This window comes from Aggregatibacter sp. oral taxon 458 str. W10330 (genome assembly GCF_000466335.1).
GTDB lineage: Bacteria > Pseudomonadota > Gammaproteobacteria > Enterobacterales > Pasteurellaceae > Aggregatibacter.
Genome location: NZ_KE952604.1, coordinates 89,353 through 105,575 on the forward strand (window position 1 = coordinate 89,353; position 16,223 = coordinate 105,575).

General features: G+C 43.7%; 18 protein-coding genes. 16 read left to right on the forward strand and 2 right to left on the reverse strand.

Annotated features, from left to right (window positions below; genetic code table 11):
• Positions 1-34 precede the first annotated feature (34 nt).
• From HMPREF9065_RS05740 to lysC, 3 genes are all read left to right on the forward strand, one after another.
• A complete protein-coding gene (locus tag HMPREF9065_RS05740) occupies positions 35-721 on the forward strand; it encodes a trimeric intracellular cation channel family protein (RefSeq protein ID WP_021615886.1) in 687 nt (228 codons plus the stop codon).
• A gap of 8 nt (positions 722-729) precedes the next feature.
• Entirely contained in the window at positions 730-1,992 is a 1,263-nt protein-coding gene (gene proA / locus HMPREF9065_RS05735; RefSeq protein WP_021615887.1) for a glutamate-5-semialdehyde dehydrogenase, read from the forward strand.
• 120 nt (positions 1,993-2,112) lie between these two features.
• Positions 2,113-3,465 (forward strand): lysine-sensitive aspartokinase 3, encoded by a 1,353-nt coding sequence (lysC, locus tag HMPREF9065_RS05730; RefSeq protein ID WP_021615888.1) that lies wholly within the window; start codon positions 2,113-2,115, stop codon positions 3,463-3,465.
• A gap of 127 nt (positions 3,466-3,592) precedes the next feature.
• Here the strand turns inward: lysC and murJ are convergent, their stop codons facing one another.
• Complete coding sequence (murJ, locus tag HMPREF9065_RS05725; protein WP_033002485.1) at positions 3,593-5,173, reverse strand: murein biosynthesis integral membrane protein MurJ; 1,581 nt, start codon at positions 5,171-5,173, stop codon at positions 3,593-3,595.
• Positions 5,174-5,441: 268 nt separating this feature from the next.
• Between murJ and rpsT the strand changes: the two genes are divergently transcribed.
• Positions 5,442-5,705, forward strand: a complete 264-nt coding sequence (gene rpsT, locus HMPREF9065_RS0109455; RefSeq protein ID WP_005548279.1) for a 30S ribosomal protein S20 — start codon at positions 5,442-5,444, stop codon at positions 5,703-5,705.
• Between the two features lie 126 nt (positions 5,706-5,831).
• Here rpsT and HMPREF9065_RS05720 read toward each other — a convergent pair whose 3' ends face one another.
• Positions 5,832-7,061: an MFS transporter gene (locus HMPREF9065_RS05720; RefSeq protein ID WP_021615891.1), complete on the reverse strand. Its 1,230-nt coding sequence runs from the start codon at positions 7,059-7,061 to the stop codon at positions 5,832-5,834.
• Between the two features lie 227 nt (positions 7,062-7,288).
• Between HMPREF9065_RS05720 and yihI the strand changes: the two genes are divergently transcribed.
• The 12 genes from yihI to hpt all read left to right on the forward strand — a co-directional run bounded on the left by yihI (position 7,289) and on the right by hpt (position 16,185).
• Complete coding sequence (yihI, locus tag HMPREF9065_RS05715; RefSeq protein ID WP_021615892.1) at positions 7,289-7,849, forward strand: Der GTPase-activating protein YihI; 561 nt, start codon at positions 7,289-7,291, stop codon at positions 7,847-7,849.
• Between the two features lie 14 nt (positions 7,850-7,863).
• Complete coding sequence (locus tag HMPREF9065_RS05710) at positions 7,864-8,298, forward strand: DUF2489 domain-containing protein (protein ID WP_021615893.1); 435 nt, start codon at positions 7,864-7,866, stop codon at positions 8,296-8,298.
• A gap of 20 nt (positions 8,299-8,318) precedes the next feature.
• Positions 8,319-9,686 (forward strand): oxygen-independent coproporphyrinogen III oxidase, encoded by a 1,368-nt coding sequence (hemN, locus tag HMPREF9065_RS05705; protein ID WP_021615894.1) that lies wholly within the window; start codon positions 8,319-8,321, stop codon positions 9,684-9,686.
• A gap of 161 nt (positions 9,687-9,847) precedes the next feature.
• Entirely contained in the window at positions 9,848-10,096 is a 249-nt protein-coding gene (gene rpsP, locus HMPREF9065_RS05700; protein ID WP_006719370.1) for a 30S ribosomal protein S16, read from the forward strand.
• A gap of 24 nt (positions 10,097-10,120) precedes the next feature.
• On the forward strand, positions 10,121-10,648 hold the full coding sequence (gene rimM, locus HMPREF9065_RS05695; RefSeq protein ID WP_033002486.1) for a ribosome maturation factor RimM: 528 nt from the start codon (positions 10,121-10,123) through the stop codon (positions 10,646-10,648).
• Between the two features lie 64 nt (positions 10,649-10,712).
• Positions 10,713-11,462: a tRNA (guanosine(37)-N1)-methyltransferase TrmD gene (gene trmD / locus HMPREF9065_RS05690; protein ID WP_021615896.1), complete on the forward strand. Its 750-nt coding sequence runs from the start codon at positions 10,713-10,715 to the stop codon at positions 11,460-11,462.
• A gap of 24 nt (positions 11,463-11,486) precedes the next feature.
• Positions 11,487-11,837: a 50S ribosomal protein L19 gene (gene rplS / locus HMPREF9065_RS05685; protein ID WP_021615897.1), complete on the forward strand. Its 351-nt coding sequence runs from the start codon at positions 11,487-11,489 to the stop codon at positions 11,835-11,837.
• Positions 11,838-12,169: 332 nt separating this feature from the next.
• A complete protein-coding gene (exbB, locus tag HMPREF9065_RS05680; protein ID WP_021615898.1) occupies positions 12,170-12,640 on the forward strand; it encodes a TonB-system energizer ExbB in 471 nt (156 codons plus the stop codon).
• A gap of 3 nt (positions 12,641-12,643) precedes the next feature.
• Complete coding sequence (gene exbD / locus HMPREF9065_RS05675; RefSeq protein ID WP_021615899.1) at positions 12,644-13,120, forward strand: TonB system transport protein ExbD; 477 nt, start codon at positions 12,644-12,646, stop codon at positions 13,118-13,120.
• A 10-nt stretch (positions 13,121-13,130) separates the two neighbouring features.
• Positions 13,131-13,898 (forward strand): energy transducer TonB, encoded by a 768-nt coding sequence (locus tag HMPREF9065_RS05670; protein WP_021615900.1) that lies wholly within the window; start codon positions 13,131-13,133, stop codon positions 13,896-13,898.
• Between the two features lie 140 nt (positions 13,899-14,038).
• Positions 14,039-15,400, forward strand: a complete 1,362-nt coding sequence (gene pmbA, locus HMPREF9065_RS05665) for a metalloprotease PmbA (protein ID WP_021615901.1) — start codon at positions 14,039-14,041, stop codon at positions 15,398-15,400.
• A 242-nt stretch (positions 15,401-15,642) separates the two neighbouring features.
• A complete protein-coding gene (hpt, locus tag HMPREF9065_RS05660) occupies positions 15,643-16,185 on the forward strand; it encodes a hypoxanthine phosphoribosyltransferase (protein WP_021615902.1) in 543 nt (180 codons plus the stop codon).
• Positions 16,186-16,223: the final 38 nt, after the last annotated feature.

Consider the following 16,223-nt stretch of genomic DNA (forward strand, 5'->3'; position numbering starts at 1 on the left):
TAACGCAAAAATTCACCGCACTTTAAGGAACCTTATGCTGCTCAGCATTCTCTATATCATTGGTATCACCGCAGAAGCCATTACCGGCGCCCTTGCTGCAGGTCGAGAGAAAATGGATATTTTCGGCGTCGTTATTATTGCCAGCATGACCGCTATCGGTGGCGGTTCCGTGCGCGATGTGCTCTTAGGGCATTATCCGCTTGGGTGGGTAAAACATCCCGAATATTTTATTATCGTCGCCTCGGCTGCGGTGTTAACCGTATTTATCGCGCCTTTTATTCGCCATTTCATGCGTTATTTTCACACCATTTTCTTGGTACTGGATGCCGTTGGGCTTATCGTTTTTTCCATTATTGGTGCTCAAATCGCGTTAGATATGGGGCACGGCACGACAATAGCCGTAATTGCCGCCATTATTACCGGCGCATTCGGCGGCGTGTTGCGTGATTTATTGTGTAATCGTATTCCACTCGTGTTCCAGAAAGAGCTATACGCCAGTGTGGCATTATTAGCGACGGCTATTTACATCGGTCTACAACATCTACAGGTAGATCAAAACATCGTGATTATCATTACCTTGATTGTCATTACCTTGATTGTCGGCTTTATTACCCGCTTACTGGCAATTTACTTTGAATGGGGCCTGCCGATTTTTGATTATCAGGAACAAGATATTTCAACGCATCATAAAGACGACAAATTACCGCAAAAAACGAAATAGGAGAAAAGATGTCCGTCAATTTAATTGAAATGGGAAAACAGGCGAAAGAGGCTGCTTTCGTACTTTCCCAGCTTTCCCAACGCGAAAAAAATCAAGCCTTAGCATTAATCGCCGAGCAATTAGAACAAGAACAAGCTCGTATCTTAGCCGCCAATGCGCAAGACATCGAAAGTGCCAAACAAAACGGTTTATCCGACGCCATTATTGATCGTTTATTGTTAACACCTGAGCGTTTACAGGGCATAGCTAATGACGTGCGTCATGTGATTTCCCTTGCTGATCCCGTTGGACGGATTATTGACGGAGGCGTGTTGGATAGTGGGGTCAAAATTGAACGAGTTCGCGTGCCTTTAGGGGTTATCGGCACGATCTACGAAGCGCGTCCAAATGTGACGATTGATGTGGCAAGTCTTTGTTTAAAAACCGGCAACGCTGTCATTCTACGCGGCGGCAAAGAAACACAACATTCCAATAAAATTTTGGTGGACGTGGTGCAAACTGCCTTAGCGCGTGCAGGTTTGCCCAAAGCGGCGGTTCAAGCCATTACCGATCCTGATCGTGCGCTGGTCATGGAATTACTGAAATTAGACCAATATGTCGACATGATCATCCCTCGTGGCGGAGCTGCGTTGCATCAATTGGCAAAAGAACATTCAACCATTCCGGTGATTGTCGGCGGCATCGGCGTTTGTCATATGTTCATTGAAGAAACCGCCGATTTGGAAAAAGCACTGCCGGTGATTTTCAATGCAAAAACACAACGCCCAAGTACCTGTAACACCTTGGAAACGCTGTTGGTGCAACGCAGAATTGCAAATGACTTTTTACCTAAACTGGCAGAAACGTTGAAAGAGAAAAACGTAAAATTACACGCAGATCCGACCGCACTTTTCTTATTGCAAAAAGCCGGTGCCAATGTGGTGCCATTAGTGGAAGCCGAACTGAAACAAGAATGGCTGTCATTGGATTTAAATGTCGTTGTCGTCGAAGATTTAGCACAAGCCGTCGCACATATTCGTCAATATGGCAGTCAACACTCCGACAGTATTTTGACCTCTTCGCAAAAGCAGGCACAGCAATTTATCGCGCAAGTGGATTCAGCGGCAGTTTATGTCAATGCCAGCACCCGTTTTACTGACGGCGGACAATTTGGTCTAGGAGCAGAAGTGGCGGTAAGCACACAAAAATTACACGCACGCGGCCCAATGGGATTAGAGGCACTCACCACCTATAAATGGGTGTGCGTAGGCGATTATTCGATCCGTTCTTAAAAAAGAGGGCATTTTTTAGATATTATTTAAAAATTAAAATTAATTGTTTGACAAAACTCCGGTAAATCAGTATTTGTAGGGTAAACACACAAATCATACTTATTTATCGGAGTTTTTTTTATGTCTCATCTTTCAGTCGCTAAATTCGGTGGCACCAGCGTCGCCAACTACCCTGCCATGCAATCTTGTGCCAACATCGTGATTGCCGATCCTAATACTCGCGTTGTTGTCCTATCTGCTTCCGCCGGTGTCACCAATTTATTGGTCGCCTTAGCAAACGGTTGTGAAGAACCGGAACGCAATAAATTGCTGAATGAAGTCCGTCAAATTCAAGAAAACATTTTGACAGAATTAAAAGACGACAGTCGCGTGCGTCCAAAAATCGAAGCCTTATTAGCCAATATCACCTCATTGGCGGAAGCCGCGAATTTAGCCACCTCCTTGGCATTAACCGATGAATTAATCAGTCATGGTGAAATGATGTCTTCCTTGATTTTTGTGGAAGTGTTGCGTGAATTACAAATTGAAGCCACTTGGTTGGATGTGCGTACTATTGTTGCCACCAACAGCCATTTCGGCAAAGCCGCACCAAACGATGAACAAACGCGTCAAAACTGCGATAACCTCTTGAAACCGTTAATCGAACGCGGTGAGTTAGTCATTACCCAAGGTTTTATCGGGCGTGATGAACAAGGTAAAACGACCACCTTAGGACGTGGCGGTAGCGACTATTCTGCTGCCCTATTAGCGGAAGTCTTAAACGCACAAGATGTGTTGATTTGGACCGATGTTGCCGGCATTTACACCACCGATCCTCGCATCGTGTCAAACGCACAACGCATTGATACCATGAGTTTTTCCGAAGCGGCAGAAATGGCAACCTTCGGTGCGAAAGTGTTGCACCCGGCAACCTTACTACCGGCAGTGCGTAGCAATATCCCGGTCTATGTCGGTTCCAGCAAAGCGCCACAAGAGGGCGGTACTTGGGTGACCCGCAATCCGCAACCTCGTCCGACATTCCGTGCAATTGCCCTACGTCGTGACCAAACCCTGCTCACACTCTCCAGCTTAAATATGTTGCACGCCCAAGGTTTCTTAGCGAATATCTTTACCATTTTAGCCAAACACAAAATCTCCGTAGATACCATTACCACATCGGAAGTCAGTGTTGCGTTAACCTTGGATAAAACCGGATCGGCATCTTCCGGTGCAAGCTTGTTATCAGAAGAATTACTCCGTGAATTAAGTGAATTTTGCACCGTGAAAGTGGATGTGGGTTTATCTTTAATTGCGTTAATTGGTAATGAGTTACATACAGCCTCCGGTGTTGCCAAACGGATTTTTGAAACCTTAGATGCGTATAATATCCGCATGATCAGCTATGGTGCCAGCACCAATAACATTTGCTTATTAGCTGACAGCGATAAGGCCGATGATATTGTTCGAGTCTTACATCGCTCTTTGTTTGAGTAAAACGCATGAAAAAATGACCGCACTTTGCGGTCTCCGTTGGAAAAAACTCATGTCTGTTTGATGTGGTTAAAGGGGAGAAGATGAGATGTCATTTTCTCCTCTTTTCATTGGATTTAGCGGTGTTTTCTCACTGATTTAGCTCTTTTACTAAGAGGTGTTGTTTACGCAGCCCCAAGACCAGCAACATGCCACCATAAACAATTGCGGCTAAAACAATCAGCCAGGCGAGCCAATGCACACGGGTAAGAAAACTCATGGTATTCCATTCAATGAGTGTTGGGCTGTTATACCAAACTAACAGTCCCATCATGGCAGCAGCACAAAAAACTTTCAGAAAAAACACCGCACTTTGACGGCTGAAATGATAGACGTCTGCTTTCGCCAAACCGCGATAAAGCAGATAGGCGTTTAACGTTGCCGACATGGCAGACGCCATCGCCAAGCCTACGTAACTGAAAGGAATCGCTAATAAATTGAACGCCATGTTGCTCACCATGGCAATGATGCCGATTTTCACTGGTGTTTTGGTGTCTTGGCGGGCGTAATAACCGTTTGCCAAAATCTTGATTAACATGAAGCTTAGAAGCCCTGCATTAAAGCCCCACAGGGAATAAGAGGCTGATTGCACATCACTAAAGGTAAAGCTACCCCGCATAAACAGCACGAGCAACATCGGTTGCGCTAACACAGCAATACCAATCATGGCAGGCACGCCGAGCAATAAAATCATGCGAACGCCCCAGTCCATTGTGTTGCGAAAATCTACCGCACTTTTGGCATTATCGTCACGATTCACATGGTGGCGGGCAAGGGTCGGCAAAATCACCGTAGAAATGGCGATACCGAACAACCCAAGAGGAAACTCTAACAAGCGGTCGGAATAATACAGCCAGCTGATGGAGCCCGTCATTAAAAAACTGGCAATAAAGGTATCAAGTAGCAAGTTGATTTGGCTCACGGAAACACCGAATAAGGCGGGGATCATCAGCGTGCGGATTTTCTTCACGCCTTCGTCATGCCATGCCCATTTTGGCTTCACCAATAATTTGGCTTGATATAAGAAAGGCAGTTGAAACAGAAATTGTAATAACCCACCGAGAAAGATCCCGATAGCCAAGCCTAAATCCGGATTTTCCAACTGCGGTGCCAGCCAAAGTGCGGTGGCAATCATGGCAATATTGAGCAACACAGGCGAGAACGACATCACACCGAATTTGCCGATGGTATTAAGAATCGCACCGGACAGCGCAACGAAGGTCACAAACCATAAATAAGGAAAGGTGATTTTGAGCAACAAGGAGGCTTGCGTGAATTTTTCCGCATTCGGCCCGTCATTCAGCCAATCCACAAACCAACCTGTGCCGAAAATGGCCGCGACCACCGGCGAGCCGATCATCGCTAATAACGTCACGACCGTGACCAAACCGCCCAACGTGCCCGACACTTTGCCGATAAATTCACGGGTTTTGGATAAATCACCGGATTTTTGATATTCCGCCAATACCGGCACAAACGCTTGTGAAAAGGCCCCTTCGGCGAATAATCGGCGGAGGAAATTAGGAATACGGTTGGCGAACAAAAATACGTCTGCCGCCGCACCCGCACCAATTAAATTGGCGATCACAACATCGCGAACCAAGCCTAATACACGCGAAACAAGCGTCATTCCGCTCACGATCATGCCGGATTTTAATAATCTTTTACTCAAAACGAATTACTCTGAATGATAAAATTTGCCTAATTGTATAGAAATTTCGTTTTTACGCTATATTCTAAGGGAAAAAACTGTTAAAATCCCGCGCACATCGTTTGGTGAGCCCATTTAGGAAGAGCTTGTTAAGTATAACGATGCCAACTTTCGGTTGTGTCTCACCGAAATCAACACAAAATTCCCGTTGACAAAAGTATAAGAAATCGGCATATTTACGCCCCTATTTTGTCACTATTAACTAACAGAAATTTTTAGGAGTTTGACCTTGGCTAATATCAAGTCAGCAAAAAAACGCGCGGTTCAATCTGAAAAACGCCGTCAACACAACGCAAGCCAACGCTCTATGATGCGTACTTACATCAAAAAAGTTTATGCTCAAGTAGCAGCGGGTGAGAAAGCAGCAGCTGAAGCAGCATTCGTTGAAATGCAAAAAGTTGTTGACCGCATGGCTTCTAAAGGCTTAATTCACGCTAATAAAGCAGCAAACCACAAATCTAAATTAGCTGCACAAATCAAAAAATTAGCTTAATTTTTGCCTTTTTATGATTAAAGAAAAACCGCTCATTTGAGCGGTTTTTTGTTTTACTTTTTGGATAGGACGAGAAGTAAAGTGCGGTGAGAAAATACCTCATTTTTCAACCGCACTTTTATCGCATTAATGTAACTCTTTGCCTTTTAATTCCGGCACTAAACACACTGTGGCTAACATATCAATGACATAAATCACCGCCAAAAAGGCAATGGCGGTTTGGAAGGAATACGCAGAAACCACTGCGCCCACCGCTACCGGGCCAAACCCGCCCACCGCACGTCCTAAGTTAAACAACACGTTTTGTGCGGTAGCGCGTGCTTGAGTTGGATAAGCTTCTGCCATTAAAGCACCGTAACCGCCCATCATGCCGTTAACAAACATCCCTAAGAATGCTCCGGCAATTAACATGGTATTCGGATCCGTTAATTGAGAATAGGCGATGATACTGACGACAGCCCCAGCTTGGAATAATAGAAAACTTGGTTTACGCCCAATATGATCGGCCAAACGCCCGAAAATCCAAATGCCCGCCATCATGCCGCAAACCGTTACTGCCGTCCATACGCCGGATTTCGTTAAGCTGAAACCAAGTTGTTTGGAGAGAAAGTTTGGCATCCAAATCATAATGCCGTAATAACCGAAGTTTTGCACGGAAGTCAGAATGACCACGCCTAAACTGATTTTGGCGGTGGCTTTATCTTTCACTAATAACTTGAATGACTCCAATTTAGATGCCCAACGGTTTGTTGTTGATTTTGGAAGTGCGGTCTGTTTTTGCACAAAAATTTCAGGCTCATGCAAACGGGCACGTAAATACCACGCGACAAATGCAGGGAAAATGCCCACCACAAACATGCCACGCCAACCGATTTGTGGCAATAATAATGGGGTTAACAATGCCGCGCCTAACACCCCGACCTGCCAACCAAGCGCCACATAAGAAGCCGCTTTTGCACGATGACGTGCCGGCCAAGCTTCCGCCGCCAACGCCATACCAATCCCGAACTCACCGCCTAAACCGATACCGGCGATCGTACGATAAACCAGTAAATCCCAATAACCTTGTGCCAATGCGCATAAACCGGTAAATACCGCAAAAAGAATGATCGTCCACGTTAACACGCGCACACGGCCATATTTATCACTTAATGCACCGAAAACGATGCCACCGAAAACAGCACCAACCAATGTCCAAGTGACTAAAGAACCGCCTTGCGCTGGGGTTAACCCCAAATCGGCAGAGATGGCACTTAACATAAAACCGAGGATAAGAAGATCGAAACCGTCCATCGCATAGCCAACGGCAGAACCTAGCAAGGCTTTCCAGCCATAGCTATTTACTTTTGTAGTCATGTTGAATTGTCCTTCTGTTACTCACAGGTAACATTTAAAGTTTATAAAGATGTGATTTTTTAGCTTGCAGAAAACAAGGCCAAAAAATTGTGCGCTAGTTTACTGCTTTTTAAGAAAATTTCAATGAATGGCATGATAAAATCGGTAGAGGATTTGGCGTTCCTCTCGTTAAATTTCTTACACGGTGGTACAATCGCCGCTTAATTTTATTCGCTAAGAGATACGTTATGTCCCGTCAGAAAAAGACCCGTCGCGTGACGGATATTATGCCGACCCGCAAAACCGATAAAAAACCGACCGCACCACGTTCAGGTCGTCAGGCAACGCGTTATGAACTTGATGCAAAGGCGCGTGAAGAGAAGAAAAAACGTAAACACAAAGGATTAGCCTCAGGTTCCCGCCATAGTGCGGTGAATGCGAAAGCCGAAAATCAAGCGTTGGAGATGAAAGATCCGCGCATTGGCAGTCGTAAAAAAGTACCGTTAATCGTGGAATTCGTCAATAAACCAGAAAAAGGGCAACGTATTCCAATACCACAAACCGAATCAAAAGCGCCATTGGATCCAATGATAGAATTGACGCAATTGGAAAATAATGAATGCTTAAATCACTTGTTGGATCAACTGGAAGAAGGCAAGCAATTGTCTCTCAAAGATCAGCAATTTGTGGATGAGTGCTTGGCGCGAGTCGCACAATTAATGGAAGAATTGGGTATTGTGGAAGACGAGGAAAACGCCGAAGATTTATACCGCACTTTTGAGACAATCAACATTAACCAATTCAAATAAACCCGTTATTTATTATGTGGAAGACAGTGTTATTGCTTGTGGCAGTTTGTATCATTGTGGGGATGATAGGCTATGCCACCTATTTATTGCTTGCCTTGCAAAAGCAAAAAAAGGCGTTGCAACAAGCTCGTCGAAACCGAATCAATCGTATTAAGGAAAGCATCGAGATCATTGCCAAAGCCATGCTGAATGGCGATTGCAATCTTTCCGAGGGCGTGTTGCGTCTGAAAATGCTATTAGAACCGGTGGGAATGAGCATTAAAAACCATGTTACCATGCTGCAGTTATATGAAGTGGTTGAAACGATGCCGACACATGAGGCGCGCAAAGCATTAAAAAAGAACGAACGTATGCGTTTAGATTTGCAACGTGAAAGTGCTGAAGCGGCACTTGAAAAAAACATTAAGTTGGAGTTACATCAGCTATTGGCTGATATTGAAAAATTATAAAAAATATTGGGAGAAATTTAATGTCTGAGATTATTTGGGATTTGGCATTAATTCAGAAATACAATCAATCCGGTCCGCGTTATACGTCTTATCCGACAGCATTGGAATTTAATGAACATTATACGAACGAGGATTTTATCGCGGCTACACAGCGTTATCCTGACCGCCCGCTGTCGTTATATGTACACATTCCGTTTTGTCATAAACTTTGTTATTTCTGTGGTTGTAATAAGGTCATCACCCGTCATCAACATAAAGCGGATATCTATTTAGATTTTCTTGAAAAAGAAATCAAAGCGCGGTCGAAATTATTTACAAATCGCGTGGCGACCCAAGTGCATTGGGGCGGCGGCACGCCGACCTATTTAACGGAAGAACAATCTGCCCGTTTAATGAATATGCTGCGTGAACACTTCAAGATCGCCGAAAATGCAGAAATAAGTATTGAAATGGATCCGCGTGAAATTGAGCTTTCTATGCTGGATCATTTGCGCAACATTGGTTTTAACCGTATTAGTATGGGCGTGCAAGATTTCAATAAAGGCGTGCAAAAAGCGGTGAATCGCGAGCAAGATGAGGCATTTGTCAATGCTTTATTGGTGCGCGCCCGTGAGTTGGGTTTCCAATCGACTAATTTGGATTTAATTTACGGTCTTCCGTTGCAAACCGTAGAAAGTTTTATGTTCACATTGCAAAAAGTGATTGAGCTCAATCCTGATCGTCTCAGTGTGTTTAACTATGCCCACCTGCCTAGTCGTTTTGCCGGTCAGGCGAAAATTAAAGAATGGCAATTACCTAAGCCGGAAACCAAGCTGGAAATTTTGCAAAAAACCATCGAAACCTTGGGAAATGCCGGCTATAAATTTATCGGTATGGATCACTTTGCGAAACCGGATGATGAACTTGCCATTGCACAGCAAAAAGGCATTTTGCATCGTAATTTCCAAGGTTACACCACACAGGAAGAATGCGATTTGCTGGGATTGGGAGTGTCGGCTATTAGCTTGTTAGGCGACACCTACGCACAAAACCAAAAAGATCTGAAAACCTATTATGCCCACGTGGAGGAAAATGGCATTGCTTTACACAAAGGCTTGGCGATGACAGAAGAAGATTGCCTACGTCGTGATGTGATTAAACAATTAATTTGTAACTTTAAATTAGCGTATGCGCCATTAGAAAAACAGTACAACATTAACTTTAAACAACACTTTGCAGAAGATTTGGCGTTGCTAGCGCCTTTGGCAGCCGACGGTTTGTTAGAGATTGGCGATGAACAAATTGTCGTTTCTCCGAAAGGCCGTTTGTTGATTCGTAATATTTGTTTGTGTTTTGACACTTACTCTCGCGTACAAGCCAAGCAACAGCAATTTTCGCGGATTATTTAAGAAAAGCCGACATCGTATTTCCGGCTTGCTTTTTGCCGGGAAAAGAGTACAATCCACAGGCTTTTTGTCTATATATACAGAGAAAAAAGTAAGTTTAACTCTCATTTAACTTTCGATATTTGAGAGTTTTCTTTTTGTAATTAAATTATTAGAGGAAGGTTATGGTAACCATTCGTTTATCTCGTGGCGGAGCTAAAAAACGCCCATTTTACCAAATCGTAGTTGCTGACAGCCGTTCACCACGTGACGGTCGTTTCATTGAGCGTGTTGGTTTCTTCAATCCAATCGCACAAGGCAATGCAGAACGTGTTCGTATCAATTTAGACCGTGTTAACCACTGGGTTAGCCAAGGTGCTTCATTGTCTGATCGCGTTGCGACTTTAGTAAAAGAAGCGCAAAAAGCTGCGTAATTTTACTTTTTTGAGGTGATGAATATGCAACAACAAAGAATCGAAACTGTCGGCAAATTAGGTTCGACTTATGGTATTCGCGGTTGGTTACGTATTTACTCATCCACAGAACAAGCTGAAAGTATCTTTAATTATCAACCTTGGTTTTTGAAAATCAAAGGGCAGTGGCAGCCAATCGAACTGGAAAACTGGCGTCATCATAATCACGAACTGATCGTTAAATTAAAAGGCGTGGATGATCGTGAAGCGGCGCAAATTCTTGCCAATGTGGAAATCGGTGTCGATTTATCGGTATTTCCAACCTTGGAAGAAGGGGATTACTACTGGCACGATTTAATCGGTTGTGCGGTGGTGAACCTAGAAGGTTATGCCATGGGAACCGTGACTGAAATGATGGAAACCGGTTCCAATGATGTATTGGTGGTAAAAGCCAATGTAAAAGATGCTTTCGGGAAACAAGAGCGGTTAATTCCGTTCTTGTATGAACAAGTAGTTAAAAGAGTCGATCCCGCCACTAAGACGATTACAGTGGATTGGGACGCTGGTTTCTAATCTCAGGTATGCCGTAGCGCTTTGCGGTAACATTAACATAAGGCTCAAAAGTTAAGGCTAAATTATGTGGATTGGGGTAATAAGTCTGTTCCCTGAAATGTTTAAAGCAATTACGGAATATGGGGTAACCGGCAGGGCTGTTAAGCAAAACCTGTTACAAGTGCGGTGCTGGAATCCAAGAGATTTTACGCACGATAAGCATAAAACCGTGGATGACCGTCCTTATGGCGGAGGCCCGGGAATGCTGATGATGGTGCAACCATTAAAGGATGCTATTGATTCGGCAAAAGAAGTCGCAGGTGAAGGTGTGAAAGTGATTTATCTCTCGCCGCAAGGTCGTAAACTCGATCAACAAGGCGTAGAGGAATTAGCGCAGAATCAGAAGTTAATTTTGTTATGCGGCCGCTACGAAGGCATTGACGAGCGTTTGATTGAAACGGTTGTTGATGAAGAATGGTCGGTAGGTGATTATGTCCTCACTGGTGGTGAATTGCCGGCAATGACGTTAATTGATGCAGTTGCCCGATTTATCCCAGGTGTGCTTGGTAAACAAGCTTCCGCCGAGGAAGATTCGTTTGCCGACGGATTACTGGATTGCCCGCATTATACGCGCCCTGAAGTGCTTGACGGATTAACTGTGCCCCCCGTGCTGATGTCGGGACACCATGAAGAAATTCGTAAATGGCGATTAAAACAATCGTTATTGAGAACATGGTTACGACGCCCTGAGCTACTGGAAGGCCTAGCTCTGACTGACGAACAACGTAAGCTGTTAAAACAGGTGAAAGCCGAATATAACAGTAAACTCAGTTAATTCTAGGATCAAAAAGGATCAAAAATGTCTAACATCATTAAACAACTTGAACAAGAACAATTAAAACAAAACGTACCAAGCTTCCGTCCAGGTGACACATTAGAAGTGAAAGTATGGGTTGTTGAAGGTAGTAAGCGTCGTTTGCAAGCATTCGAAGGCGTGGTTATTGCAATTCGTAACCGTGGCTTGCATTCTGCATTCACCCTACGCAAAATCTCTAACGGTGTTGGTGTTGAGCGTGTATTCCAAACTCACTCTCCGGCAGTGGATAGCATCGTAGTGAAACGTAAAGGTGCGGTACGTAAAGCGAAACTTTACTACTTACGCGCACTTTCCGGTAAAGCAGCTCGTATTAAAGAGCGTTTAGGCGAATAATTTCGTATATTTAGAAGAATCTGCACGCGAAACGTTAGATAACATAAGTAACGGACGAAGGTGCAGATTTTTTTATTTGTTAGCGTCCGACTATCGCCTCAGCCACAGGGTTTTCTATCAATTTTTTCCTTTTTCTTTCTCTCTTTTCTTCCTATTCTCTTACTTGTTTTCTCCTTAAATCACGTCATTAATGCTTTTAACCTATTGATAAGTTTTGATTTACAAATCATTGAAGAGGGTTATAATAAATGCGACTTATTATCAGTTAAAGAAAATTCCTATTTATAGTTTTCTTTTACTTATTTTTTCGAGCCTATTCAAAGGAAAAACAAATGCCGCAGATTTTTGACTTTTTACAAAAGTACAGTGATTACATTATTATCGGTTTATTGCTTTTTATGAGCATCTTAATGCTCGCCATGGTGATTGAGCGTTTTATTTTCTTAGCCCGCGTTAAAGTCAGTCAATATTCCACCATTCATGCACTTGAAATTGATTTAAACCGCAATCTCACTGTAATTTCCACCATCGGCGCGAATGCACCTTATGTTGGTCTGCTAGGAACCGTTATCGGCATTCTTTTAACCTTTTATCAAATCGGTCAAGCCGGTGGCGAAGTCAATGCCGGCGAGATTATGATGCATTTATCTTTGGCGTTAAAAGCGACCGCACTTGGTATCTTGGTGGCGATCCCGTCCATGATTTTCTATAACGCATTAGGACGCAAGGTTGAAGTCAACCGTTTAAAGTGGAAAGTATTAAATTCTCAAAAAAATAAAGACGATAGCGAACATAAGGAATAGTCTGTGAAAAAGTTTGATGAAATCAACATTATCCCTTTTATTGATATTATGTTGGTATTGTTGGCTATCGTGTTGATTACCGCCTCTTTCATTTCACAAGGGAAAATTCAAGTGAATGTGCCGAAAGCGAGTGCTTCCGTCGCGTTTAAGTCTAGCGAGTTGGCAAAATTATTGACTGTTACGGCAAAGGGTGAGTTGTTTTTTAATGACAAACCGACCACGCTTGAAGCGCTGGAGACTGAAATTGCCGGTTGGGATAAAACCCAAAAAGTGACCTTAAAGATTGATGCGGATGCCACATTCCAAGATTTTGTGTCTGTCACGGATTTATTGGCGAAAAATGACATTAAAGATGTCGCCATTGTGGCAACGAAAGATAAAAGTGGCGAGAAACCCAAAAACACGAATCCGCAGGCGCTCAAATCAGTGGAATCTCAAGGGATAAAACCTGCAGAACAAGCCGTCGGTGCCGGCAAGTAGGAGAATGTGAATGCAGAATGCAAAACGTTCACTCTTGAGCTTTCTCTTATCTGCTGCGATTCATATTGCGATAATAGTTTGGCTTTTTGGCAGCCATGTGAATACCACGGATACGAGTGCTAACAGTGCGACCGGTGAAATTTCAACCAGTATTTCCATGGAAATGATGATGGCCATGGTCGAGGCTGATCCGCCGCCGGTGGAAGAAAAAGCCCCGGAACCGGAAAAACAGGAAACCGTTGAGGATCCAACCGTTAAACCGGAACCACCAAAGGTTGAAAAACCAAAAGAACCGGAAAAGCCGCAAGAGCCGAAAGAGAAGCCAAAAGAAAAACCTAAACAAAAGCCAAAAGAAAAACCAAAAGTCAAACCAAGCCCTGATGCGCAGATAGGCGATAGAACAGTTGAATCTAACGCTTCTGTGAATTCAAAGGCAACGACAACCGGTCCAGCAACGACGACGAATCCTAACTTAATGGGGAATGGCGCTAGCGGTAGTGAGCTTGATGCTTACCGTTCTGCGTTGCGCCGTGAAATTGAGCGACACAAACGCTATCCTGCTCGCGCGAAAATGATGCGTAAGCAGGGCGTGGTGACGGTTTCCTTTACTATTGGTGCAGATGGTTCTATCACTGGCGTAGCGATTGCGAAGAGTTCAGGGGTTGAAGATTTGGATAATGCAGCGTTAAGTGCGGTAAATAGCGCCAGATCGATTGGGCCTCGACCGGCAGGTATGGGCGCATCGATTTCTGTGCCGATTAGTTTTAAAATCGATTAGTTTTAAAATCGATTAGTTTTTCTTACTGACAAAATATGCCTCGGGATTGTGTGACAACCTGAGGCGTATTTTTTTGCGGTTAGCCTTAAAAAGAAAAATAGGCTAAAATCAGGGCATTTTTAACCACGAGAAATTCCTTTATGTCAGTAAAAACTCTTGAAAATCAGACCGCACTTTTACAGCAACAAGAACAACAATTACGCGATGCGGTCAGTCTTGCCCTTGAAATTGCACAAAAAGCCGGTGCGGCGGCTGAAGTGGGGGTGACGAAATCCGGAGGGTTATCGGTTTCTACCCGTTTAAAAGATATTGAAAACGTTGAATTTAATAATGATGGCGCATTAGGCATTTCAGTTTATTTAGGTCAACAAAAAGGCAATGCCTCCACTTCCGATTTAAGCCCTGAAGCCATTAAAAATACCGTAGAAGCCGCATTAGCGATTGCGAAATATACCTCACCCGATGATTGTGCCGGTTTAGCCGACAAAGCATTAATGGCATTTGATGCACCGGATCTAGATTTGTATCACGCGGCAGATATTGATGTGGATCGTGCTGCGCAGTTGGCATTAGAGACAGAAAAAGCGGCGCTAGAATTTGACAAACGCATTGTCAACAGCGAGGGCGCGTCTTTCAACGCTCATACCGGCGTGCGGGTGTATGGAAATAGCCATGGTATGTTGCAAAGTTATTTGTCTAGCCGCTATTCGTTGTCTTGCTCAGTTATCGCTGCACATGATGATCAACTGGAACGGGATTATGAATACACGGTTTCTCGAGATATGAATGCCTTGGAAAAGGCACAATGGGTGGGGGAAAATGCCGCACGAAAAACCCTTGCTCGTTTACAACCGCAAAAAATCGCCACGCAGCAAGCACCGGTAATTTTCTTAAATGATGTGGCGACCGGCTTAATCAGCCATTTAGCTGCGGCTATTAGTGGTGGCAGTTTATATCGTAAAGCCAGTTTCTTGCTAGATCATCTTGGCAAGCAAGTTTTGCCGGATTGGTTTCATATTAGTGAAAAACCACATTTAATTGGCCGCCTTGCCTCAACGCCATTTGATAGCGAAGGCGTTAGAACGCAGGATTTGGAGATTATTCGTCAAGGGATTTTGCAAACCTATTTGCTCACCAGTTATAGCGGTCGTAAGCTGGGTATGCAAAGCACGGGACACGCCGGTGGCATTCACAACTGGTTGGTCCAGCCCAATTCATCTGGAAAACTGACCGCACTTTTACGTGAAATGGGACGCGGGTTATTGGTAACAGAAGTGATGGGGCAAGGGGTAAATTTGGTTACCGGTGACTACTCACGTGGCGCCGCCGGGTTCTGGGTGGAAAACGGTGAAATTCAATATCCGGTGGCTGAAATCACCATTGCTGGCAGATTGCAGGATATGTTACGTAATATTGTGGCAGTTGGGGATGATATTGAACATCGTTCGAATATCCAGACCGGTTCGATCCTGTTGGAAAATCTGAAAATTTCCGGAAATTAGATTCTATTTTATTAAATGATAATAATTCTTATTGACAAGAATGAGATCTCTGATACAATGCGTTCCATCTGTTAAGTATTGCAGTTAAGGTGATTGGTTTCATTTTAAAGTTTGCATCATGCTCCATAACAGGTAGAGTAAAAAGTAAATTCGTTAGGGTATTCAAAAGACTGAAGTTTAGACTTCAGTCTTTTTTTTGCTAAAATACTCGCACGTTATCCCCAGTTAAAGGCAGTTGTTCTATGAAAAAACACCATGTTGATATTCTGATTTCCGAACAGGATGTGCGCAGTCGCATTGCGGAATTAGGCCAAGAAATTACCAATTTTTATCAACATAAAAATATCCATACGCCATTGGTTGTTGTCGGCTTGTTACGTGGTTCTTTCATGTTTATGGCAGATTTGGTGCGCGAAATTCACTTGCCTGTGGAAATCGATTTTATGACCACATCCAGTTACGGTAATGCCATGAATTCTAATCATGATGTGCGTATCAGCAAGGATCTTGATGGCGACATTAAAGGCAAACATGTGCTGATCGTGGAAGATATTATCGATACCGGCTACACCTTACAAAAAGTGCGTGATATTTTAAATCTACGCGAGCCGAGTTCGTTGACCATTTGCACGTTATTGGATAAACCTTCACGCCGTGAAGTGGATGTGCCGGTTGATTGGGTAGGATTCACTATTCCTGATGAGTTTGTTGTCGGCTATGGTATTGATTATGCACAACGCCATCGTAATCTCGGCTACATTGGCAAAGTGATTTTGGACGAATAGATAAGCCCACCAGATGGGAACATCAACAGACGCTGATT

What these genes read in the sequence shown, in the direction of transcription:
- HMPREF9065_RS05740 (WP_021615886.1), top strand. Translation starts at nt 35, where the DNA reads ATGCTGCTCAGCATTCTCTATATCATTGGTATCACCGCAGAAGCCATT.
- proA (WP_021615887.1), top strand. Translation starts at nt 730, where the DNA reads ATGTCCGTCAATTTAATTGAAATGGGAAAACAGGCGAAAGAGGCTGCT.
- lysC (WP_021615888.1), top strand. Translation starts at nt 2,113, where the DNA reads ATGTCTCATCTTTCAGTCGCTAAATTCGGTGGCACCAGCGTCGCCAAC.
- HMPREF9065_RS05720 (WP_021615891.1), bottom strand. Translation starts at nt 7,061, where the DNA reads ATGACTACAAAAGTAAATAGCTATGGCTGGAAAGCCTTGCTAGGTTCT.
- yihI (WP_021615892.1), top strand. Translation starts at nt 7,289, where the DNA reads ATGTCCCGTCAGAAAAAGACCCGTCGCGTGACGGATATTATGCCGACC.
- HMPREF9065_RS05710 (WP_021615893.1), top strand. Translation starts at nt 7,864, where the DNA reads ATGTGGAAGACAGTGTTATTGCTTGTGGCAGTTTGTATCATTGTGGGG.
- hemN (WP_021615894.1), top strand. Translation starts at nt 8,319, where the DNA reads ATGTCTGAGATTATTTGGGATTTGGCATTAATTCAGAAATACAATCAA.
- rpsP (WP_006719370.1), top strand. Translation starts at nt 9,848, where the DNA reads ATGGTAACCATTCGTTTATCTCGTGGCGGAGCTAAAAAACGCCCATTT.
- rimM (WP_033002486.1), top strand. Translation starts at nt 10,121, where the DNA reads ATGCAACAACAAAGAATCGAAACTGTCGGCAAATTAGGTTCGACTTAT.
- trmD (WP_021615896.1), top strand. Translation starts at nt 10,713, where the DNA reads ATGTGGATTGGGGTAATAAGTCTGTTCCCTGAAATGTTTAAAGCAATT.
- rplS (WP_021615897.1), top strand. Translation starts at nt 11,487, where the DNA reads ATGTCTAACATCATTAAACAACTTGAACAAGAACAATTAAAACAAAAC.
- exbB (WP_021615898.1), top strand. Translation starts at nt 12,170, where the DNA reads ATGCCGCAGATTTTTGACTTTTTACAAAAGTACAGTGATTACATTATT.
- HMPREF9065_RS05670 (WP_021615900.1), top strand. Translation starts at nt 13,131, where the DNA reads ATGCAGAATGCAAAACGTTCACTCTTGAGCTTTCTCTTATCTGCTGCG.
- pmbA (WP_021615901.1), top strand. Translation starts at nt 14,039, where the DNA reads ATGTCAGTAAAAACTCTTGAAAATCAGACCGCACTTTTACAGCAACAA.
- hpt (WP_021615902.1), top strand. Translation starts at nt 15,643, where the DNA reads ATGAAAAAACACCATGTTGATATTCTGATTTCCGAACAGGATGTGCGC.